The sequence below is a fragment of the Terriglobus sp. 2YAB30_2 genome (genome assembly GCF_052114765.1).
Classification (GTDB): Bacteria; Acidobacteriota; Terriglobia; order Terriglobales; family Acidobacteriaceae; genus Terriglobus.
In genome coordinates, this window is record NZ_JBFRFJ010000007.1 from 70624 (window position 1) to 92087 (window position 21464).

The following is a 21464-nucleotide window of genomic DNA, read 5'->3' on the forward strand; positions in this document are numbered from 1 at the left end:
TGGCCGAACAGGCTGCGCCTGACGGCCGCTTCCAGTTCCTTCGTATCTATCGGAGGGGTCTCAATCTTTACGCTCGGAGCGGAGACAGGAGACGGTTTTGAGACGAAGACCGGGCGATCGGGGATCGCCGAAGCCAAAGCTCGAGGTGACTCGACGGGGGACTTGCGCCGGGGAGTATAGGTCCGCTTTTCTTTTGGAGGCAGTACGATCACCGGCGGTTCACTCCGAGGGGAGGTCCGTTTCTTCGAGGATGTCTTACGAGCTGTCTTGGGTTCTACGTCAAGCGTATTGGACAAATTCTCGACGAAATCGCGGATATGGCGAAGCCGTTCTAATTCTGTATCGATTTCGCAAATGATCCAGTCAATGTCCATATCTTAAGAATAGCCGACGATTGGGTATGTTTTGCTGTGTTGATTGTTGATCGGCAATTTAGAAGTAATCCAAAGGTAATTGGATTCACTCCCGCCTGTGAAGGATACTTGACGGCGTGGGTCTCCATCGCAAAACAATTGCCCTGACAAACAGCTCGCTTTCGGTGAGTATCGCACCGGAAGAGGGTGGCCGCATCAGATCTCTGGTTTCGCAGAGCAGCGGGATTGAGTTCCTTACGCAGTCAACGAATGAGAATCTCCGCCTGAAGCCAGGCTACGATGCACAATTCCAGCATGGCGCTTGTGCAGGAATCGAAGAGTGTCTTCCGACGGTAGGTATTTGTGACGACACAACCGCAGGTGGCCCCGTTCCCGACCACGGCGATTTCTGGCAGCTCCGCTGGAAGGTGACCGCACAATCGGCAGACCATGTCGCTCTCGCGGCGAATGGGTTCAGCCGCCCTCTGTCATTCCAGAAGGCGATCTCGCTGCAGGTGAGCGGCCTCTCCATTCACTATCGTGTTCAGAACGTCGGCCAGAGTGATACTTCGTTCCTGTACGCCTGCCATCCTCTCTTTGCGATCGAGCCTGGCGACCGGATCGTGCTGCCGCCTGAGGCGAAAACGTTGCAGTTGACCTACTCCCGCGCAGGAAGAATGGGACAGCCCGGCGATCAGGTCACTTGGCCCGGCAACGGAATCGACACCGTTCTTCCTGCAGAAACAGGAGAAGCAGAGATGCTCTACACCGATACATTGAGCACAGGCCGCTGCGGCCTGTACCGATCGGAAGGGAAGCAAGGGCTGATCCTTTCGTTCTCCCCGCTCGCGATGCCGTATCTCGGTCTCTGGTTCTGTTACGGAGGATGGCCCGGTGGATCGGCGCCTCAGCAATACGCGGTTGCTCTGGAACCGACCACAGCTCCATGCGGCACCTTGAAACAGGCACAGGAGCAAGGACTCGCTTTCCAACTAGCGCCCGGGGAGGATTTCGCATGGGATTTGGGAATCCATCTGACGCCCACAGGAATCACGTGGGAGGCATTCCGGAAATCAATCCAAGAAAGATAGGCGGTTTTCTATTTCAGGCTACCGGACTCAAGCTCACTCTCGTCCTCTGTCTCAGAGATGCGGCCGGCAAACAGCGGTAAATTGCTGCGCAACACGATGTGAGGTGCGAGCTGTACGACCGGAGACTCAAGACTGCCGCGGGTGAGGTAGGTTACGAGGTTCTCAAAGGCCACCTTGCCCTGCGTGAAGGGGCGTTGATAAAGCGTCGCCAGAACCTTGTTGGATTTAATAAGCGTTGCAAGCTCCTGGAACAGATCGGTTGCAACCACCTGGACTTTGCCCAGCAGCCCAAGCTCTTCCAGCGCTTCGATGACGGCGATGCTGTTGGCCGTGCTGAGATATAGCCCCTCAGGGTGACCCTTCTGACGCATCAGCGCGAGCGCCTGCCGGTAAGCCTCCTTAGGTTTTTCGTGACTTTCGAGCGTGGGCATAAGTGTTAGATGGGGCGCCTGGATGGCCAGCGTTGCCGCAAATCCGCTCAGCTTTTCCGCATGATCCAGCGTGGACAGCTCTCCTGTAAGAATGGCCACATTGGCTTTGTGCGGCAGCTTATGAGCCAGCAACTCCGCCGCAATCGAGCCGCTGATATAGGCATGTGCGGAGACGGACCCGATGCGTCCAGTATCGGGAGCATCGCTGCCGACACACATCATCGGCGTGCCCCCTCGTGAGATCTTACGAATCAGTGGACTGAATCGCTGAATGTCTCCCGGAAGAAAGATCAGCCCGTCATACTTCCGGGCATGCGCCGCTTCAAGCGCCTCAACATCGCCGCTGCCAATGCGGGGGTACTCATGAAACTCGAGGGAGATCTGGGAACCCATTGCCGCATTCGCGGCGGCGCGGATGCCTGCGCGCAACGGATCGAAGAAGTAGGAGATGTGTTTTGGCAGAACAACACCGATCGAGATGCGGCGGTTCAGCTTCAATGCCTGTGCCGCGAGATTGGGCTTGTACCCCATCTGCTCGGCCATCTTGAGAACGCGAGCTTTTGTCTTTTCACTTACACCGCGACGTCCATGAAGGGCACGGTCCACGGTTCCGATCGAAATGCTCAGAGCCTCGGCAATATCTTTAATGCTGATACTCTTCGGTTCATCGTTCATGCGGGCTTTGATCCATTCCTCGAAATACGGGTTATTCTCACTGAAAACCGGCGTCTCTGTCCGCGTCGTTTAACCCTGCAAGACGCCTGCCTCAATCTCCTCAAGACTGCGGCCCTTGGTCTCCGTAACCGAAGTCGCAACCAGAATGCCCCCGAGGATACAGATTGCGCCGTACCCCGCGAAGACCCACGCTGTACCCAAACGGCGATTGAGGATGGGGAAACTGTAGGTCAGGGCAAAAGAAGCGATCCACAATGCACTGACGGCGATGGAGACACCTTGAGCTCGAACGCGTTGGGGAAAGATCTCAGAGATCAGAACCCAGGTCACAGGAGCAAGTGTCAGCGCGTAGCAGCCAATCGCGCTCAGGGTAAGTACAAGGACTGCGATTCCGCCCATACCGGCTCGATACGCAATCGCGCACAGAATATGAGAGACGGCGATTCCTGCGCAGCCGAAGATCATCAGCTTACGTCTCCCTATCCTGTCGATCAGGAAGACGGCTGCGATAGTAAAGATCAGATTGATGGTTCCGGTGATGACGATGTTGAGGAAGATGTCGTTGGCGCCGTAGCCGGCGTTGCGGTAGACCTCCGCCGCATAGTTGAAAAGCACATTGATCCCCGTCCATTGCTGCAGGACGGCCAGGGCGATCCCCACAAGCAGAATGCGACGGACAGCGGGAACCGCCAGCTCTTGCCAGAGGCTGGTCGCAACCTTTTGTTCCAGATGCAGTGTGCGGTCAATATTAGCTAACTCCGCCTGCGCATAGGCCTTGCCGCCCACTCGCTGAAGCGTATGTCGGGCATCGTCTTGCCGGCCGCGGGCGGCAAGCCAGCGTGGGCTCTCTGGAAGCCATAACGAGGCGAACGCGAAGATGGCGGATGGAATCACGAGCGCGATGAACATCCAGCGCCATCCGTACTGCACATTCCATGACGAGAAAAGCATGTCCATGGAGGCATGTTCCGGGATGGGCTTCGCCAAGAGCCAATTGATGAGCTGAGCAAGCAGGATTCCTACGACGATCGCAAACTGATTCAGGCTGACCAGTCGCCCGCGGAGCGAGGAAGGGCTCACCTCGGCAATATAAAGAGGCGACACATTGGAGCTGAGCCCAATCGCGATGCCTCCTGTAATTCTCCACACAATGAAGCTCGTAAACGTATATGCCCAGCCTGTCAGGATGGAAGAAACCGCGAACAGCAGCGCGGCGATCAGAAGGACGGGCTTTCTTCCAAAGCGATCCGCAAGCGAGCCTGCAATCAAAGAGCCGGCAAGACAGCCCACCAGGGCACAACTGTTCGCCCATCCCACAAGATTGGCGGAGGTGAGATGAAAGTAAATCTCATAGAACTCTCGCGCGCCGCCAATCACCACCCAGTCATAGCCGAAGAGCAGGCCGCCCAGCGCTGCGACGATGGCGATACCCCACACATACGTCGTCTTCTCTGCTTCGACAGAACTTCCTGTCGTGGCAACCTCTATCGGACCGTGCATGATTCACCCATAAGCAGCCTGCGCATATCGATGGCTCCGCTATGACTGCGGTCCATGAACTCTACCTGTTCAAGTAGTTCCATCGCGCGTTGCCGCTCTCCTAATCCGAATGCCGCTTGTGCTTTGAGGAAGAGTGCTGTGATCGTCTGGCGCTCTTTCAGATCGATCTCGAACAGCAGCATTGCCGGCAATGATGTTGCGAAATAGTCGATCTTCGGTGTCTGGTGCTCCATCGCGGATGCGTATGTCTCAATTTTGCGGAAAAGGTTGGTTGCTTCCTGTTCCTGTCCGAGTTGCCGCAACGCCATCGCACTCCAGTACGTCATCTCGGAGACGGGCTGTACCTGCATCTGCTGGAAGTCGCCTGTGTATCGTGCCGCGCGTGACCAGGATTCCCGGGCTCTCTCCATGTTGCCGATCGCGGCATAGACAACTCCGTACCAGTAGTCGATCATGCTGAGATTCATGAGCAGATGCTTGGCTTCGCTGAGGTTGCGGGGAGGGGAACCGGCGGCGTGGAGAAGCTCCAGAGCCCTCTGCGGTTCTGCAGGGAGCGCATCCTGTGCCAGCAGCACGTTCGCGCGGACATACTCTGAGAGCACCAGCCCCTCCCCACCCTCCCAGGGCTGGAACTGTCTTTGGCGAAGAATGCGAAGCGCTTGCTCAGGTCTGCCGAGACTGTTGTGCAGCGAAGCCAACTCTACCGAGAGATCGTCGCGCCTCTCGACCAGGCCGTGTTCCTTCAATAGCGACTTTGCCCGATCCTCAAGAGCGACTCCGGTTCTCTTGCGAAGCTGATCCAGTTCGTAGAGAAGCCGAGCATCCGCCGGGGCGCACTGACGGGCACGCCCAAACGCCTCAAGAGCTTTAGAACTGTCGGAGAGAATATTGAAGTAAGCGATGCCGAGATTCCGCCATGCAACGGGAAAATCAGGACACGCGGCTACGCTCTGTTCCCAGCAGGCGATGGCTTCGCGATGCCTCCGGCGATCGTATAAAAGATTGCCCAGCGCATATGCCGCGCGTGCGTCTTTTGGATTGACCTCCAAAGCCTGCTCAAGAACGACCAACTCTTCCAGGCGATTGGGAAAGAGATAGTCTGGGTTTCGCTCTGAAGCGCGGCCATATGCTTCAGTGCTCTCGCTTACGCGTCCCGTCAGCCGCAGGACATCGGCGCGCGCATACCTCACCATTGTGGACGGAGAGTCGGCAGGCAGCGCCTGAAGAGCTTCCTCGAAGAGTCCGGCGCGCGTGAGATCGAAACCGAGATCAAGCTGCATCTGGGGATTGGTGGGTATCTCCCCATGCCTCAGGAAACGGCCGAAGACCTCGAGAGGATCGAGCGCCTGAGTTTGATCCAGAAGTCGCTGCGCCTCCTCGCTTCTACCCAGACGCTTCAGCACGACCGCTTTGAGATTGCGTGCAGAGAGATTGTCTGCGTCTGCGCCGAGCGATCGGTCGAGGTGATCGAGAGCCTTCGGCCATTCTCCGCGTGCGCAATCAATCTCTGCGAGACGGTGATATCCCGGTCCACGCCAGGCTGCGTTCCACGTGCTTTTATAGAAGGCATCGTACGCTTCGGCAATCCGCTGCTGGTAACGCAGAGTAAGTCCCAGGTTGTAGTACGGCTCTCCATCGTACGGATTGGGGTTGCGCCGGGTCAGGCGAGCGATAGCGGTGCGCAGATACTGCTCGGCCTTTTCGAATTCGCCCCGCCGCAGATGCCAACGACCCAGCATATGGTTGCAGCGGCTGTCGCCGGCATCGCGGCGGATGGCTTCAAGCCAGTAAGTCTCAGGACCGCGCGTGGGATGGCGGTATTGTTCTAGATGAAGACCGGTAAGGAACAGTTCATCCGCACTCTCGACATCCTGCGGTAGCGGCGGCTCGGTCGCCACCTCGGGAGCCTGAACCGGAACCGTTTCGTCAGGGACATAGCGCAGCAGCGTCACATCTCCCGCAATCACACTGACCTCAAGGCCCTGCAATGAACCGCTGTGCTCGAATCGTCCGGACCATGTCGTCTCCGGCGTCAGATCACCTGACCAACGGCCGAACTCGCGTTTCGCTGTCCGTGCGATGACGGTGCAACCCTCTTTCGCTGAGGTCAACTGAACGTGCACGGTGATCGCTTCAGGATCGCGCTCGACACGGAGCGCTCCATCGACGTTCGCCAGGTTCGGAACGCCGATCTCCCCGATGGGATACCAGAACTGGCTGAAGGCCTTGGTCTCGCCCGGCGCAAGGAAGGAGAAGTCAGGTTGATTGTCCGTGTAGGCACCGGACATGAGCTCAACATAAGGACCATCGTCGTCCGTCAAACTGCGGTCCCAGGCATAGCCAAACTCATGATTGCCCCAGGTCCACTGCTTCTTGCCCGGAGCTACATGGTGGTTCGCGACAGCCACAGTCCCTGCCTTGCGCGCATGGTCATAGCCACCAAAGAAGTCGCCCTGCGAGCCAACGATCATGTAGCTCGTCGGCACGGGGATATTGGCATACCAGCCGAGATCATTTGCAGGGTAGGAGCCGTCGGGCACAAAGCAGGGCGGCATCTCCTCCAGAGGAACACCCTCAAGCGCGCGCTGCTTGTAGTCCACGCCGTAGTACGTTCCCTGGCTGCGCGGATATTCCGTCACGGCCCGCTTCGCATGGTCCGCGACGAAGCGTACATCCTCCGGGAAGAACGACTGGTACTTTTCATGGACCCTGGTGGCGACGTTGGCCCACCAGAGAAAGGTCTGCGTATCCTGCGTCCGGTTATATAAGCGAACCTTTACTTCCACCACTGCAGACCCCGTCCGCAGGCAGATGCCATGCATGCCCTTCAAGTGAGACATCGGGTCATGGTCGGAACACCAGACCGTAATGCTGTCGTCTGGCGCACGCTCCACGCTGACTTCCAGGGGCATGAAGGTGGCAGGGCGATGATGCTGCGGCCAGTTGAATTCCACTCCGCCTGAGATCCATGGCCCCGCCAGTCCCACCAGCGCCGGCTTGATCACATTCTGGCGATAGAAGAAGTCGTATCCCGTCCTCTTATCGAGACCGACGTGGATCCGCCCGCCGATCTCAGGCATCACCATCAGGCGCAGGTACTCGTTTTCGAGATGGACCGCCTGCCATGTTTTTGATCCCGGCTCCGTGGCAATACAGTCGATCACCGGCAGTGGATAGACCCGCCCGCTGCTGCCCTGGTAGATACGCTTCTCCAGGAAGAGGGGATTCTTGTCAGGCGCCGCAGGCTTATACGTGAGTATGGTGACAGGCTCGTTCCAGACCTTTACCGGGCCAGTCTCAGAGCTGGGCGCTTCTGGCAGAACCAAATGTGACAGGGAGTGTGGCGCCAGTTTCTGGTCTGCGATGGACTCGTGAGCCATAACAATTACCCCGTGGAAAGTTACCCGATATTTTTGTAGGAGCGCAAAGTTTCCGTGAACGTTACCGTATTGCAGGAGATATAAGTGTTCACAGCCTGCCAATATAAAATCGTGTACGATAACGTTTTGTCAATCCAGTTGCTTTTAATAGTTGACCCGCCGGGAGAGCCCAAAAGGCGAAGCGCCGGCATCGCCGACTAGAGCATTTCTCCTGTAGGTGTAGTGTAGGGATTCCGTATCTATGGGCGTTTTCCGCAATGAAAACGCCGCTGTACTCCCCTTCCGGACTACCCAGCAACAGGAGAAATGCTCTAGTAGGACCTTCTATCCTCCGGGAACCACGGCCGTCTTGAGCCTCAAAAAATAGTACGAAATAAAAAACTAAAGCCCGGAGCGAAGCCGCCGATACTCTAAGTAATCGGTAACGTTACGGGTTGGAACGATTCCGGTAGAAAAACGTTTCAAAAGAAAGATCAAGATATGGCAGCCAGATACGAAGTTCACATGACGGTAGGGGAGTACATCGCACGATTGCTCGACGCCGAAGCCAGCCAAATGCCTCCTGCGGACCATCGCGAGGCAGAGCAGTTGCGGGATCTGGCGCGCATGCACCGTCAAATCAAGGACGCAAAGTCGGTGCGTATCAGCGCCGCTGCCTGATGAAAGCCCAGTGTCTACTCCGCCCGTCACTCTACTCTGCCTGCCAATAAATAAGGGCGGGCAGTAGCGGGAAGTGCAGAGCCAGAATGATCGGCGTCTCTGCCCCCAACTGCGCACGTTTCGTCTGGGCATACTCCACCATTTTGGGCGCATACAGCTTTTTCTGGGCAGTAAGGAAGGCGGCCACGTCGCCGCCCGAGTTTTCAGAGGATTTGAAGTCCACGATCCAGAGCGTCCCTTCCCCTGAAACTAACGGAGCATTACCGGCAAAGAACGTGCGGTCGGTACGGAGATGTCTGCCAGTCTCGTCTTCCAGGGCAGACTCGCTTGCCGCTGCAATGTGCGGCTCCAGCAGCCAGCGGCCTTCAGGATCCAGCAGCATGTTTTCCAGGGCTCTCACTACCTGCTGAGTCTGATGCGGCAGGTCTCCCGGTGCAATGCCCTCTGTACGCAGCAGAGCGTGGGCCCGCGGATGCCACTGAGTGACATCCGGTTCCTCTCCTCTGGCGATGGCGTTTGCCATGGACTCGACAAGCAGATGAACCACATTGCCGAAGGCCCTTGCTTCAATACCGCCCTGAGGACGTTGGTAGCTCGGCTCCGGTGATATCCCCGGCTTATCTGGCCGGGCCAGCCACTCCATCGGATTCAATGCCGCAGGCAGCCGAAAGAGTCCGCCTCCAGCGTCGCGATAAGGAATCTCCAGTTCTATTTCTTCGGGCACTGGGAAGGGAAGCTCAGGAGCCAAGACCGGAGCAAAGTGCCCATGCGCCGCCGGCCAGGCAGCCTGAAGCAGGGTCCCGGCGTGGGGCTCGACCGTATTCTTCGCGCTCGTATGTGCCAGCGCGAACAGATGCAGGTGACGCCTTGCCCGGGTTGAAGCAACATAGAAAAGTCGTTTTCTTTCAGATGTTTCTCGTTGATTGTGAATGTTTTTGATCCAGGATGTGAGAGCATCCTTTTCCTCCTCCCGAGGCGCAATTGGTGAGAGCAGTACCAGGTGGCTGTTCGATTCGAGCTCCAGCCATGAGAGCGCTCGCGAGCCGGTGATGCCCGATCTCCGCTCCAGTGCGGGCACGAAGACAACATCCCACTCCAGTCCCTTGGACTTATGGATCGTCAGCAGGTCGACCGCGTCAGGCCGGTGTTCTGGCGTGGCGTAGAGCTTTTGTAACCGGTCGGGGAGCGTCGCCAAAGAAGCCCCTGTCGATTCCAGGTTGTCGAGCAGGCGGAAGAAGGCCTCCGCGTTGGTCAGCGCTTCGGGCGTGAGGCCGACGTCTCCGCCCAGTGACCTCCATGCTCTCTCGACCCAGCAGGCGGTGGATTGGGTCCCACGTTCCGCGCCGGCGGCCTGCAGTACCTCCCACGTCCGCCGGGCGCGAGCAGTTGCGTCAGGGGCCAGGAGCGCGATCCGCTCAGCCAGCAGCCGGGGAACGGGCATATGCCGCCAGGCGTGGTCGTCCTGCCCGGCCAGCAGGTGCATCTCGGCCAGCGACAGCCCGCACCACGGAGCCCGCAGTACGGCGAACCATGCGGGGCGATCCGCCGGGTGCAACAGGGCTCGTGTCAGGGCCAACAGATCCAGGACCTCGATACGCTCCGCCAGCGAATCGATCTCGACTGCGCGGTAGGGGATACCTTCGGCACGGAAGGCCGCGATGATCTCCAGCAGGTGTTTGCGATCGCGGACGAGCACGGCCTTCGACCCGGCCTCGTCCTTTGCCAGGGCTGCAATCTCCCTGGCGAAGGCGCGGGTCTGTTGCCGGGCCTCGCGCTTGCCCTCCGGCGAGAGCTGGGTTGCGGCGCTTACCCAGGCATGCCAACGGAAGGGGTCCTTGCCGCTGGCCTCCAGATGAGGCGCCGCCTCTGTGTAGGCAATCGGGTCGTCCGCGAAGATCGGTGTGAAGTGGCGGTTGAACTCCTTGACCAGATGATGCTGGGATCGGAAGTTTGTCGTGAGCTGGGCCACCTCCAACGGGATGGTTCCCAGCTTCTTCGTCTGCATCGTCTCGAGGAAGCGCTCCACCCGGGCCTGGCGAAAGAGATAGATGGATTGTTTCGGATCTCCGACGAGAAAGAGCGTCTGGCTGACACCGTCCCACCCTTCCGTCAGCTTCTCCAGCAGGTCGTACTGCGAGGTGGAGGTGTCCTGCATCTCGTCCACCAGAAGATGCTGCAGCCGCATGCCAAGCCCGGCAGCCAGTGAAGCTGCCTCGGCATCCTGATCCAGCGCGGCGCGCGCCGCCAGCGAGAGCTCGGAAAAGTCACACTGTCCGCGCTCGGCGAAGAGCAGCCTCAGCTCTACCATCGCCGCCCGCAGCAGGCGGAAGAGAGCCTTTGCCACCTGCCACTGATCGTCGGGATAGGCCGCGTCGGGAAGACGCAGCACCGCTTTGAACTGAGGCAGCAGGGCATCGTTCCGCGAGACATCCGCAAGGAGGTACTGGAACTGCTGCTGGAGCGGCTTCGAAGCGGCCACCTTCATGTTCTTCCGGTTAAAGGTCGAGCCCGAGCGCCACGCCTTACCCTCGCCTGTCGTGAACATGGTGGCGAAGGTCTTCCAGTGCTCGATAGCATGCGGTAACGGTTCGGGATGCCCCGTGAGTCCGATGCAGAGAACATACGGATTAGGAATCGACTCATACGCCGGTTCATCACCAAAGGCAGCTGCCAGTCGAGCGATTCGGTGAGCCAGCTCGCTGCCAAGCATCTCCAGCAGTTTGCTCAGCTCTTGGCAGATCAGCCGTTCGATTGCTTCTTCCAGCCTGGGGCGAACCTCCGTATCCAGAGCTTCATCGGTCAGATCGCCTGTCAGCGGAACGATATGTCCCCACTGTTCTCGAAGGGCCAGCATCTCCGCCAGCAGCGACTCGCAGTCGGACAGATTGCCGTCGCGGTGCAGTAGCAACAGGCGGATGTCCTCATTGAGTACGGCATCTTCGCCGCCCAGCAGACGCAGCGTGCGCGACGCCGCCTCACGATAGAGTGCGGATGCATCATCGACGGGTTGTTGCAGCGCGCCGGCTCCGGCCAGCACGGGCAGTGCCCGGGCAAGTTCCGTGCAGACGGAATCGATGGTGCGGATATTCAGTCGTCCCGGATGTTCGAGCAGATGCCATTCAAACTGTGCATCGCGCTCCAGCACCTGCATCGCTGTGCGATGCACCTGTGCCTTGTGGTCCCACTCCTCCGCCTCAGGCTCCGGTCCAGATTGTGCGACCGCCAGCGCCCCCAGCACCCGAGCCTTCATCTCGGCCGTTGCTTTCCGCGTGAAGGTGATGGCGAGTACCTGCTCCGGCTGCTCCACAGAGGCATCGGCCAGCAGCTTCAGATAACGCAGAATCAGCAGGCCAGTCTTGCCGGAACCAGCGGGCGCCTCGACGAGCACGGACGCGCGCGTATTCAACGCCGCCTGGCGCTGAGCAAAATCCGCGGGCCGCTTACTCATCCTCATCCTCCGCGGTGTCTTCGTCGTCCCGGTCGAGGTTTGCAGGATTCAGACGGCAGAGAAGCCGCTGTTCGCAGAATTCGCAGGTCGTGGGATAGTTCTTCGGGTTTACCTCAGCGTGGCCGGCGTAGAACTCTTCGGCCAACCGCAGCAAGACATCCTTCCATCCGGCAAGGGTTTTGTCGAAGGGTTCCTTTGGCTGATGTTTGTTAGGCTTCGGCAGTACGCCCACGGCGCTCTGAAAGCCGGCGAGTTGTAACTCCTTACCGGTACGCAATGTGGCAAACGCAATTGCTGCAACCGGCTCTTCCGCAGGCAGCGATGCGTAAAGGGGAAGCTGCGGCTCATCCGGACGGTCGCCAAGCCACGACTTCGGCTTGGCCTGGCCGGTTTTGTAGTCGATGAGTACCAGCCCCTCTGTGGTGCGATCGATGCGGTCTGCGCGAAGGGTCAGCTCCAGTGGACCAAACGCGACATTTTCGCGCTTCTCTTCGACGCCGGCGACGGTGAAGTCACTCCGCTTCTTCTCGTACTCCAGCCACTGCAATATCAGCTTCCGCAGTCGCTCCCGCTGCACGCCCAGGTAGGCAAGGTTCCAGGAAGAGGCATCGGCGGCGATCTGTGCGAAGGCGTGGTCGATAGCCTCATCCACACGCGTCCCCAGTTCCGCAGCCGGCATAGCCTTCAAGGCTGCCTGACTGATGGCGTCCTTCCAGAAGTGCTCAAGTACCGCATGCGTCACATTGCCGCGGGAACGAGGAGTCAGGCCTGGAGAGTCATCGTTGATGGCACGGGTATGCAGGCGCCCCTCGGCAAAGGCGCGAAACGCACAGGCTGCCTGATTGCGCAGAAGACTGCTGCCGCCGCGTAACGCCCCATGTGGAACGGGGATTGGTTCCGTGTCGTCAACCGGCTCCAGCTTCACGTCAGGGGATGAGACCGGCTGTGGCACGGCGTCGATCTGTGGCAGGTGAGTAAAGAGTGGGGAGGGTAGTTGTTCTCCCTCGGCAAATTCGCGGGCATACGTCACCACCACCGTAGGAGCACTGGCAAGGATCCGGGCCGTGATGCGCTGTGCCTGAGCGATGTCGGTCGCGGCATCGGCTCCGGGCATAGCGTTGATGCGTTGCAGCGCGAAGGGCAGAAGAGGATGCGCCGAGACCGGTGCCGGCCACGCCGTGTTGGTCGCGTTCAGGAAGAAGATCGCATCGAAGGTGCTGCCGGCGGACTCAAGAGCACCCATGATCTGGATCGGCGCATCGAGCGAGCGCAGCGAGAACAGTGTGCTGTGCGCGGCCTGTTCCAGGGCGCCGAACATGTGGCTGAAGCTGTATGTTCCGCCCATGAAGTCGAGGCTTGTCAGGTCGTCGAGCAGTTCCTGCCAGCGTTCCATAAGCTGGAAACCGGCAGAGTCCAGCGTGCGGTCTCCTGGCCATCCGCAGGCCTCAAGCAGGGCATGAAGACTGGTGGACCACTGGGAGAAGCTGCGCGCGCGGGTGCTGGCGCGGCGAATACTCTGGAGCACCTCCTCCAGACGATCGAGCCGCGGAGCATTCCGCATCCGGATCAGTGAGAGCAGTCGGTCCGCCGAGAGCGTGGGTTCGACCAGAGCTTGTTCGTGCAGGACACGAGCATCGAAATCAGCACGCGCCAGCAACTCCTCTTCGCCTCCCTTGAGGAAAGCAGAGCGCAGGAGACTTGAAACTTCGTCGAGAGGCAGAGGCCGGTTGGTCCAGCGGATCAGCCGCAGGGCCGCAATGATTGCGGGCTGGTGGGCGAGTGGTGTGCCAAGCGTGAACTCAAAGGGCGCAGGAGCCGTGTTGCCGATACGGTTAAGCCAGGGAGCGGCCGTATTGCGGAAGGCGCGTTCGACGATCGACCGCTGCGACTGAAGGTCGGGCACAATGACGGCGATCCGGGCCGCAGGCTTCGCCGTATGTAGATCCCGCACCTGCTGCGCGAGGTAACGTAGTTCATCGTCCGGACTGTTGGCAGCATGGAGCGATGCCCGGGCGGTGATCGCGGCTGGTGGTGTCTCAGAGAAGGTGGTCTGTGCACGCAGTACATCCAGCAATGCCCGCTGCGCGGGCGTCAGGCCATCGAAGCCGTGCAGCAGATACTGCGGTGCAAGGCGGAGCTCGCTCGCCTTCTCGAGCAGAGCGCTTTCAAGCTCAGCCGAGGAGAGGCAGGCATCGGTGCGGCAAGTGCGTTCGAAGGCATGGAGCCAGCGAAGAAAAGCCTGCTGATCGGCATTCAGGTTGTGAACCTCAAGATTGCGTCGCGCACGATGGCGATGCAGCAGCGTGTGGGCGCGTTGCGCCAGCGGAGCCAGAGATCCTGCCGATTGCAGCGTGGAGAGCCGTTCATCGTCAGCGATGATCCCGCTCCACAGCTCCGACTCCTGCCACGGATTGAGTAGAAGCCGATGCTCATGACCATCAACAAGCAGCTGCTGCCAGAGAGTGTGCGTCCAGGCCGACCAGGGAAGAATGACTGGCGCCTGCCACACACGCAGGCCTTGCGCGCGCTGATGTCGTGCGTATTCGCGCGAAAGCGAACGGGCGGCACGTTGATTGCCGGTCAGAATTGTGGCGCCGCGCTGCAGCGCTTCCAGGATCGCGGTGAAAGGCACTGGATCTAGCTTAGATGTTTCCGATGACGTTGTTGCCGGCGCTCGTCTGTGGAGAACGTCTCCTGGAGTTTGTCATCCTGAGCGTAGCGAAGACCCGCGTTGCCGGCAGTGTTCGCAAGTCGCGATGAAAGCGCTGAAGGCCGGGGTGGAAAAGCGCGTTCTATACCAGCCTGGGCAACGCCCCAGGTCTAAGTGCAAGCGACTGATTGCGGGCTGAAGGTCCGCGCTATAGAGCCGTCGGAAGGAGCGGCACTTATTCTCGCAAAGCCCAGGCGATCAACGTCGGTCCGTGCTTGCCTGCCTGCTCTTCATACTCTTCATTGATTTCTTCTTCCAGAGACAGGAACGTCGGATCTACCTCTGCGGCGGCAATCTCCTCCGGCGTCGCTGTCGTAAAGCACAGCTCACACACGGCGAGACCATCGTCTTCAGTACGCATAGGAGGACCGAAGGTCCGGCAGGGGATTGGGCGAGCCTCGTAGAGATCGCAGGTGCCAGTCAACGGATCAAGCACCGGACAGGGTTCGTCGTTGGCAAACTCCTCAAAGGCAGGATCATCCGGATCGAGGATGCCGGTTGCCGGGTCCCCCGGAAAATTCGCGCTCAAGCGGGCAATAGCATCCTGTACGCGAGCATGGATCACAGCTCGCTTTGGAGACGCCTCAAAGGCGACGCGCAGGCGATGGGCATCGAGCTGCGAGATGGGAAAGACGCCAATGCAGCACTGATGGCAACCAGGATGGCAGGCAAGATGATGCCCCGCACGCTCAGCAGAGGAAGCCAGCGCTGCAGTGGTGATCTGAATGAGGTACTGATCGGTCACGGGGATTGCCTGTTCCCAGTTTAAAGCGAAAGGCCCGGCAGTGCCGGGCCTTGTTGGATGGATGGGACGGTTCTACTTCTTCGTCAGCTTGGCCGACGGCAGAACAGTAATTGCTTCGCCCTTCTCGGCCTTGACGGTGAAGTTCTCCGCCGTGACGGTGGCATCGCTGATGCGGAAGCCGACGCCACCCTCCAGGTGCACATTCTTCAACACCACATTCTTTACCGGCGACTCCGGCAGGCCGATGATGACGCCGGTGGTCTTGGCATTCGTGGCAGTGACGTTTTCAATGGTGATGTCGTGGAAGAGCGGCGTCAGGCGCGTTACCGGCTGGGCTGCATCACCCTCGGGCGGAAGCACCTTCGGGTAATACTCCGAGATTAGGATGGCCATACCCACGTTCTTGATATCGATGTCTTTGAAGACGATATTCGAGACGTCGGCTCCGCGATCGCGGTTGGCTTTGATGCGCAGCGCCTGATCGGTGCCATCGAAGTGGATACGTTCAGCACGGATGTTCTGCGCTCCTCCGGCGATCTCACTTCCAATCGAGAGTCCATGGCCATGCATGAAGGTGCAATCGGTGATGGTGATGTTCTTCGAAGGAGCATCCGGACCGGGTGAGTTCACCAGGCCGGACTTGATGGCGATATTGTCATCGCCCACATCGGCGTAGAGGTGATCGATGATCATATTCGAGGTCGAGAACGGATCGACCGCGTCGGAGTTCGGCGAGTGCTCCGGAGCCAGGATGCGAACGTTGCGGATGATGACATCGTCGCAGTAGTAGGGAACCACCTGCCAGGAGGGCGAGTTCTGGAAGGTGATGTCTTCCATCTTGATGTGCTTCGAATAGTTGAAGACTGCCAGGCGCGGACGGAAGATGGTATCGCCACCGACAAAGCCGGCGTTCGTGGTCGCACGAGCTTCCTTCCACCAGCTCTCGCCGTTGCCGTCAATTATGCCGCCGCCAGTGATGGTGATGTTCTCTGCATGGTCAGACGAGATCAGCGACTGCCGGCCCGCTGCCCGCAGCACCTCCATCTTCGGATAGTCGTCGTGGTCCGCAGATCCCAGCAGCGTCGTGCCCTTCTCAACGCGGAAGGTGATGTTGCTCTTCAGTACCAGCGGGCCCGAGACAAAGGTTCCACCTGAGAGCACAACTGTGCCCTTCTTCGCGGAGCAGTCATCAATGGCCTTTTGAATCGCGGCAGTGTTTTTGGTCGCCCCATCAGCCTTCGCGCCGTACTGGGTCACATTGCAGACCGGGGTCGCATATGCGGCTCCCGTCATCAGAATTGGTAGGGCCAGGGCAAAGAGAGACTTCGACATGCGGATAAGACCACTTTCGGGGGAATGGGATGTTTCCGCAGAAATCCTACCGCTTCGGATAGGGAAGAGTCAATAAGTGGACGGACCAATTTTCCTAATCGAGCTGCGATACGAGGATGGGTTTTCCTCGGCACTCGTTGCTTGTCCTTGAGTGCATTGGGGTTTAGTGCTCCATGGAGTTCGGGGAGCTAACCTTGAGCTGCTTCACGACCCTGGTTGCATCCCGTAGCAAGCTCGAACGCCAGCCCCTGCCAAGTATGGTCACCGGCTTCTAATTTTCTACGGTTCTGTCTCGCGATCTCTCGGAATAGACAGAGCGCGCTCCGATCATCCATGCCGGATGTGTCCTTATCCAGATGCTCCTGCAAGAGCTCGCAGCGGAACGCGCGAACGGTACGTGGATCTGAGAAGGCGACATTCATTTCACCGTTTCCGAAGAGTGAAAAGCGGTGCAGATTGCACGATCCGACGGTAGCCCATTCGTCGTCGACCAACATCAGTTTGGAGTGAACGTAGACCGATTTGCGATTACCGTCAGCGCCTACTCCCGCAACACCGGCCAAGATAAAATTGGCGAAAATCCCGAACTTTACCAGAGATTTAAGAAAAGCGGGCAGCTCTCGCTGAGCCTGCACAGCGACTTCTGGATCGGAAGGCACAAGTAAAACCACTTCGACGCCTCGCGTGAGAGCCCGATGCAGACAATCCACAATTTCGGGCACGTCGATCTGCTGATTTTCAATATAGATGGAGCGGCGTGCAGCGAGGATAGCGGCACAATACTGTTCGAAATTTGATCGCTCACCCGACGCGATATCATACGGCGCCCCTTCCGGTGTTGCTCGTCCGTCAACATAACGTCCGGAATGCATCGTTCTTTGTATCTGCACAACCACCGCGCCGCGTTTAGCTGGAACACGATTTGGAAACTGCAAATTCACTTCGCAACCGGCCCCCCAGCGGCCTTGCTCTGACAATCTCTCACTTGCTTCGTTCCAGCGCTGTACAAAATTGTGATGGACGTCCACCACGGACGGACCTGCAAGCTCTAGGTAAACGTCATGATTGTGCCCTTCACCGGCATGGCCAGGCGCGACCATAGAATGTGGATTGAGATTGATCCCGCCCACAAACGCCGTTTCATCCGCGGCGCCGGCATCGACAAGCCAGCTCTTCTGATGCTGGCAGAAACCTGGCTTGGCCCGATCCCAGCGGATCTTCACGCCAGATCGACGGCGACAGAGCAAGTCGATGTGCGTCGCGGACCCCCAGAACGCGTTTTGCCTGAGCCACGCGGTCTCCTCGTCCGGTCGCCAGAAGATGATCCGCACGTCGATGCCGCGGGCAGCCGCACGATCAAGGACATCGAATGGGGTTCCGCGGCCGTCCGGCATCTCGCAGGCTTGCCACATGAAAGTCACCGTTACCCAGATGCTCCGTCGGGCTGTCTCGATCACTTCGCAAATGCGCCGAAATGCGGGTTCACCGTCAATCAACGGCCGTACCAGATTCCCGGAGCGTGTCGGATATGAACCTGATTGCACAAAGGGAATCGCCATGCTCGTATCTGGCACAATATCCATGAAAACCTGAGCCTTTGATTGATCCCTTGTTCAGGTACGCTCAACCACACCTCGTCAACAGGAAACTGTTAACTGGCTGCTTTACGCATATTCCTTCAATACCCGCTCGAAGATGGTGTCTACATTCGCAAGTTGCCGCTCGAATGTAAACGCCAATGCAATCTTTTCCGGTGACAGACGCTTCGCGACCTCAGGATCAGCGGCGATCCTCTCCTTGAAGGTCGGTCCTTCGCCTTCGCTCGCCCATGCTGCCATGGCGTGCGTCTGGACCAGCTTGTAGGCATCTTCACGCAGCATTCCGGACTCGGCCAGATCCAGCAGGAGTTGGCCAGAGAAGACCAGTCCGCCCGTCAGCTCCAGGTTCTTCATCATGCGGTGCGGGTAGACCAGCAGCTTGTCGATCAGGTTGGAGGTCTTGTCCAGGATGTAGTCGAGGGCGATGGTCGTATCAGGCAGAATGACGCGTTCGGCCGACGAGTGCGAGATATCCCGCTCGTGCCACAGAGCAACATTCTCCAGCGCTACCTGGGCATTGCCGCGGATCACGCGGGCCAGGCCGCAGATGTTCTCGCAGGTGATGGGATTGCGCTTGTGCGGCATTGCGCTCGACCCCTTCTGCTTGGCGGAGAAGAACTCTTCCGCCTCGCGCACCTCAGTGCGCTGCAGGTGACGGATATCGAGAGCGATCTTGTCCAGGGTGCTGGCGATAACGGCCAACGTGGCGATATAAGCAGCATGGCGGTCACGCTGCAGCACCTGGGTCGAGACGGAGGCAGATTGCAGGCCGAGAGAGGCGCAGATGCGCTCTTCATGCTCGGGCTTCAGGTGGCCGAAGCTGCCAACAGCGCCCGAAAGCTTGCCGACACGCATATCTTCCGCTGCCGCGTCGAAGCGCTTGAGGTTGCGATGCATCTCGGCGTACCACAGCAGCAGTCGCAGGCCATACGTAGTCGGCTCTGCGTGGACACCGTGCGTACGGCCGATCATCGGCGTGTGCTTGAACTCAAGCGCGCGACGCTTCAGCACCAGGATCAGCTTCAGGATGCCTTCACGGAGAATCGCATTGGCAGCTGCCAGTTGCAGCGCCTGGGCGGTATCGACCACATCGGTCGAGGTCAGGCCATAGTGCAGCCAGCGCGAAGCAGGCCCCACGTTCTCGGCGACGTTGGTCGTAAATGCAATGACGTCATGGCGCGTATCCAGTTCGATCTCGCGGATGCGGTCGACATCGAACTTTGCCTTGGCGCGCAGCTCAACGGCAGCCTCTTTGGGAACAATGCCATGCTCGGCCAGTACATCTGTGGCCGCCAACTCCACCTTCAGCCAAGAGCCAAACTTGCTCTCGTCAGACCAGATCTTGCCCATCTCCGGGCGGGTATAGCGCGCGATCATTGCGTGAAATTCTCCCTGAAAACACTAGTTTACCGGAGAGCCAGTTGGACGAGCGATGCTGCGACGGGTTGCCTAGCCTGGATGTGTTGATGGGCTTCTCCGTGCCCATGCGGTACCGCTTCAACTCTTTCAACTTTCAACTTTTAACTATATTTATATCGTGATACGATATAAATATGAACGCAAACCGCTTTGAACGTCTGGTCGAGTTCCGCCACACTCTGCGTGGCTTTCTCTTCTTCAGTGAGGAAGCCGCTGCGGAAGAGGGAATTCATGCCCAGCAATACCAGCTCATGCAGGTTATCTTTGCGGCAACGGAGCCGACGATCGCCTATGTTGCCGAGCGGATGTATCTGAAGCATAACTCCGCGGTGGAGCTGGTTGGCCGCGCCGTCGAAGAAGGCCTGCTGCTTCGCAAGCGTGATCTGATTGATGCCCGCAGGGTCGTGTTAAAGCTTACGCCGCGCGGAGAGCGCATCCTCATGCGCCTTGTCGAGCGGCACCTCCTGGAGTTGGATCGCGTCGGTCCCCAGATCAAGCAGGCGCTGGAAAAGGTCATGAGCAAATGAGCTTCGGACTGAGATGGGTCAGTAGGCGAGGGATCCTCGGGTAAGATTGGGCAGCACATGGCCGAAGCCCTGGTAAATGTCGAGAAGTTCCGCGATCTGACCGCCGCCATGATTGCGCGCAGTCTGCTGGAGAGCGATGGTATCCAGTGTTTCCTGCAGGACGAAAACTTTGTCCGGATGGACTGGGGCTACTCACAGTTCATTGGATGGATTCGTCTGCAGGTAGCGCCTGCGGACCTCGAGCGGGCGAGGGAACTGTTGGCTGCGCCCATTCCGGAAGAACTGGATGTCGCGGATGGGGAAGATCCTGAACCGCAGCCTCGATGCCCGCAGTGCGGTTCTCTGGATGTCTCCCACCCGGGTATCCGCAAAGGTTGGAGCTACCTTCTCCTCTGGCTCGGTTTTCCGGTGCCTGTCCCCAGCGACCGCTGGCACTGCGAGAGTTGCCGCGTGGAATGGATCGACGACGGCGGAGCATTTCCCCTGTAGGTGTGGTGTAGGGCTTCCGCATCTATGGGCGTTTTCCGCAATGAAAACGCCGCCGCACTCCTCTTTCGGGCTACCCAGCAACAGGGAAAATGCTCTGAAGAGGCCGAACTCAGCCTGTAACGCCGAAGAGTTCTGACATCTCGTCGTGCAGGAAGCCTTCGCCCGGGCGATAGGGTTGAATCCACTGTCCGTTGAGTACGAACTGTGGGATGGCGCGTTTGCCGACATTGCGGATCACCTCGTCGGACGCTCCGGGCGTGCTCTCGATGTCGATCTCGGTAAAGGGGATATTGTGCTTGGTGAGGAAGCGCTTGGCTTCGCGGCAGTCCCGGCACCAGCCGGCGGAGTAAACAGTAAGCTCCATACTTCCAGTGTACTAGGACGGGCTCAACAAGAGGGAGTTGCCGTACACGTTGCCCACGGCGCAGAATATTGGGCACGCGGAGGTGCGTATGATAGCTCGTCGACTAGCGGTACTGGGCCTGGCAGCGGGATTGGCGCTGCCTGCGATGGCTGTGCGGCCGGGGGAGACCGCCCCGGACTTCAAGGGAACAGACTCTAACGGCAAAACCCAGTCGGTCTCACAGTACAAGGGCAAGTGGGTCGTGTTGGAGTGGCATAACCAGGGATGTCCGTTCGAGAGAAAGCACTACGAGAGCGGCAACATGGAATCCCTGCAGAAGCAGTGGACGGACAAAGGTGTGGTTTGGCTGAGCATTATTTCGTCGGCTCCTGGAGAGCAGGGGTATGTCACCGCCGCGCAGGAGAATGACTACATCAGGAAGATGAAGGTCGCTGCCTCAGCAGTCGTTCTCGATCCCTCGGGCTCTATCGGCCATCTGTACGCCGCGAAGACGACACCGCATATGTTCGTGATCGATCCTCAGGGAAAGCTCGTGTATATGGGGGCGATCGACGACAAACCGTCGCCTGATCCGGCGACGCTAAAGGGTGCAAAGAACTATCTCAACGATGCCCTGACGGCGGCGATGGCGGGTCAGCCGGTTGCCGTAACATCAACGCGGCCCTATGGATGTGCCGTGAAGTACCCGAACTAGTTCCTAGTTGCTGGTTCCTGGTTGCTAGTTGATGGAGCCCCTGAACGT

The 21464-nt window shown here is 58.8% G+C and carries 15 protein-coding genes; 5 read left to right on the forward strand and 10 right to left on the reverse strand.

Translation table 11 applies throughout. The annotated features are described in order from the left end of the window. The first annotated feature begins 490 nt into the window (after positions 1–490). On the forward strand, positions 491–1444 hold the full coding sequence (locus tag AB4Y89_RS12270; protein WP_442301219.1) for an aldose epimerase family protein: 954 nt from the start codon (positions 491–493) through the stop codon (positions 1442–1444). A gap of 8 nt (positions 1445–1452) precedes the next feature. Here AB4Y89_RS12270 and AB4Y89_RS12275 read toward each other — a convergent pair whose 3' ends face one another. The 3 genes from AB4Y89_RS12275 to AB4Y89_RS12285 all read right to left on the reverse strand — a co-directional run bounded on the left by AB4Y89_RS12275 (position 1453) and on the right by AB4Y89_RS12285 (position 7430). Next, positions 1453–2550, reverse strand: a complete 1098-nt coding sequence (locus tag AB4Y89_RS12275) for a LacI family DNA-binding transcriptional regulator (RefSeq protein ID WP_442301220.1) — start codon at positions 2548–2550, stop codon at positions 1453–1455. A gap of 69 nt (positions 2551–2619) precedes the next feature. Further along, positions 2620–4050: a sugar porter family MFS transporter gene (locus AB4Y89_RS12280; RefSeq protein WP_442301221.1), complete on the reverse strand. Its 1431-nt coding sequence runs from the start codon at positions 4048–4050 to the stop codon at positions 2620–2622. Beyond that, entirely contained in the window at positions 4035–7430 is a 3396-nt protein-coding gene (locus AB4Y89_RS12285; protein WP_442301222.1) for a DUF5107 domain-containing protein, read from the reverse strand. Before AB4Y89_RS12285 ends, AB4Y89_RS12280 begins: the two co-directional genes overlap by 16 nt. A 480-nt stretch (positions 7431–7910) precedes the next feature. Between AB4Y89_RS12285 and AB4Y89_RS12290 the strand changes: the two genes are divergently transcribed. Next, positions 7911–8090 (forward strand): hypothetical protein, encoded by a 180-nt coding sequence (locus AB4Y89_RS12290; RefSeq protein WP_442301223.1) that lies wholly within the window; start codon positions 7911–7913, stop codon positions 8088–8090. 31 nt (positions 8091–8121) lie between these two features. Here AB4Y89_RS12290 and AB4Y89_RS12295 read toward each other — a convergent pair whose 3' ends face one another. From AB4Y89_RS12295 to purB, 6 genes are all read right to left on the reverse strand, one after another. Continuing rightward, the gene (locus tag AB4Y89_RS12295) at positions 8122–11538 is read right to left on the reverse strand and encodes a UvrD-helicase domain-containing protein (RefSeq protein WP_442301224.1); all 3417 of its coding nucleotides are present in this window, start codon (positions 11536–11538) and stop codon (positions 8122–8124) included. Further along, positions 11531–14170, reverse strand: coding sequence for a PD-(D/E)XK nuclease family protein (locus tag AB4Y89_RS12300; RefSeq protein ID WP_442301225.1), 2640 nt, complete (start codon positions 14168–14170; stop codon positions 11531–11533). The genes AB4Y89_RS12295 and AB4Y89_RS12300 overlap by 8 nt, the downstream gene beginning before the upstream one ends. Positions 14171–14423: 253 nt before the next feature. Further along, on the reverse strand, positions 14424–14993 hold the full coding sequence (locus AB4Y89_RS12305; RefSeq protein ID WP_442301226.1) for a YkgJ family cysteine cluster protein: 570 nt from the start codon (positions 14991–14993) through the stop codon (positions 14424–14426). 72 nt (positions 14994–15065) lie between these two features. Further along, the gene (locus AB4Y89_RS12310; protein WP_442301227.1) at positions 15066–16325 is read right to left on the reverse strand and encodes a glycoside hydrolase family 28 protein; all 1260 of its coding nucleotides are present in this window, start codon (positions 16323–16325) and stop codon (positions 15066–15068) included. A gap of 188 nt (positions 16326–16513) precedes the next feature. After that, complete coding sequence (locus AB4Y89_RS12315) at positions 16514–17884, reverse strand: phospholipase D-like domain-containing protein (protein WP_442301228.1); 1371 nt, start codon at positions 17882–17884, stop codon at positions 16514–16516. A 105-nt stretch (positions 17885–17989) separates the two neighbouring features. Further along, positions 17990–19300: an adenylosuccinate lyase gene (gene purB, locus AB4Y89_RS12320; RefSeq protein WP_442301229.1), complete on the reverse strand. Its 1311-nt coding sequence runs from the start codon at positions 19298–19300 to the stop codon at positions 17990–17992. A gap of 176 nt (positions 19301–19476) precedes the next feature. On the opposite strand from purB, the gene AB4Y89_RS12325 reads away from it, so the two are divergent. Continuing rightward, positions 19477–19869, forward strand: a complete 393-nt coding sequence (locus AB4Y89_RS12325; protein WP_442301230.1) for a MarR family winged helix-turn-helix transcriptional regulator — start codon at positions 19477–19479, stop codon at positions 19867–19869. Between the two features lie 57 nt (positions 19870–19926). Further along, the gene (locus AB4Y89_RS12330) at positions 19927–20358 is read left to right on the forward strand and encodes a putative signal transducing protein (protein ID WP_442301231.1); all 432 of its coding nucleotides are present in this window, start codon (positions 19927–19929) and stop codon (positions 20356–20358) included. A gap of 109 nt (positions 20359–20467) precedes the next feature. Here the strand turns inward: AB4Y89_RS12330 and AB4Y89_RS12335 are convergent, their stop codons facing one another. Next, complete coding sequence (locus AB4Y89_RS12335) at positions 20468–20722, reverse strand: glutaredoxin family protein (protein WP_263418531.1); 255 nt, start codon at positions 20720–20722, stop codon at positions 20468–20470. An 88-nt stretch (positions 20723–20810) separates the two neighbouring features. Between AB4Y89_RS12335 and AB4Y89_RS12340 the strand changes: the two genes are divergently transcribed. Then, entirely contained in the window at positions 20811–21416 is a 606-nt protein-coding gene (locus AB4Y89_RS12340; protein ID WP_442301232.1) for a redoxin domain-containing protein, read from the forward strand. Positions 21417–21464: the final 48 nt, after the last annotated feature.

What these genes read in the sequence shown, in the direction of transcription:
- AB4Y89_RS12275 (WP_442301220.1), bottom strand. Translation starts at nt 2,550, where the DNA reads ATGAACGATGAACCGAAGAGTATCAGCATTAAAGATATTGCCGAGGCT.
- AB4Y89_RS12280 (WP_442301221.1), bottom strand. Translation starts at nt 4,050, where the DNA reads ATGCACGGTCCGATAGAGGTTGCCACGACAGGAAGTTCTGTCGAAGCA.
- AB4Y89_RS12285 (WP_442301222.1), bottom strand. Translation starts at nt 7,430, where the DNA reads ATGGCTCACGAGTCCATCGCAGACCAGAAACTGGCGCCACACTCCCTG.
- AB4Y89_RS12290 (WP_442301223.1), top strand. Translation starts at nt 7,911, where the DNA reads ATGGCAGCCAGATACGAAGTTCACATGACGGTAGGGGAGTACATCGCA.
- AB4Y89_RS12295 (WP_442301224.1), bottom strand. Translation starts at nt 11,538, where the DNA reads ATGAGTAAGCGGCCCGCGGATTTTGCTCAGCGCCAGGCGGCGTTGAAT.
- AB4Y89_RS12310 (WP_442301227.1), bottom strand. Translation starts at nt 16,325, where the DNA reads ATGTCGAAGTCTCTCTTTGCCCTGGCCCTACCAATTCTGATGACGGGA.
- AB4Y89_RS12315 (WP_442301228.1), bottom strand. Translation starts at nt 17,884, where the DNA reads ATGGCGATTCCCTTTGTGCAATCAGGTTCATATCCGACACGCTCCGGG.
- purB (WP_442301229.1), bottom strand. Translation starts at nt 19,300, where the DNA reads ATGATCGCGCGCTATACCCGCCCGGAGATGGGCAAGATCTGGTCTGAC.
- AB4Y89_RS12325 (WP_442301230.1), top strand. Translation starts at nt 19,477, where the DNA reads ATGAACGCAAACCGCTTTGAACGTCTGGTCGAGTTCCGCCACACTCTG.
- AB4Y89_RS12330 (WP_442301231.1), top strand. Translation starts at nt 19,927, where the DNA reads ATGGCCGAAGCCCTGGTAAATGTCGAGAAGTTCCGCGATCTGACCGCC.
- AB4Y89_RS12335 (WP_263418531.1), bottom strand. Translation starts at nt 20,722, where the DNA reads ATGGAGCTTACTGTTTACTCCGCCGGCTGGTGCCGGGACTGCCGCGAA.
- AB4Y89_RS12340 (WP_442301232.1), top strand. Translation starts at nt 20,811, where the DNA reads ATGATAGCTCGTCGACTAGCGGTACTGGGCCTGGCAGCGGGATTGGCG.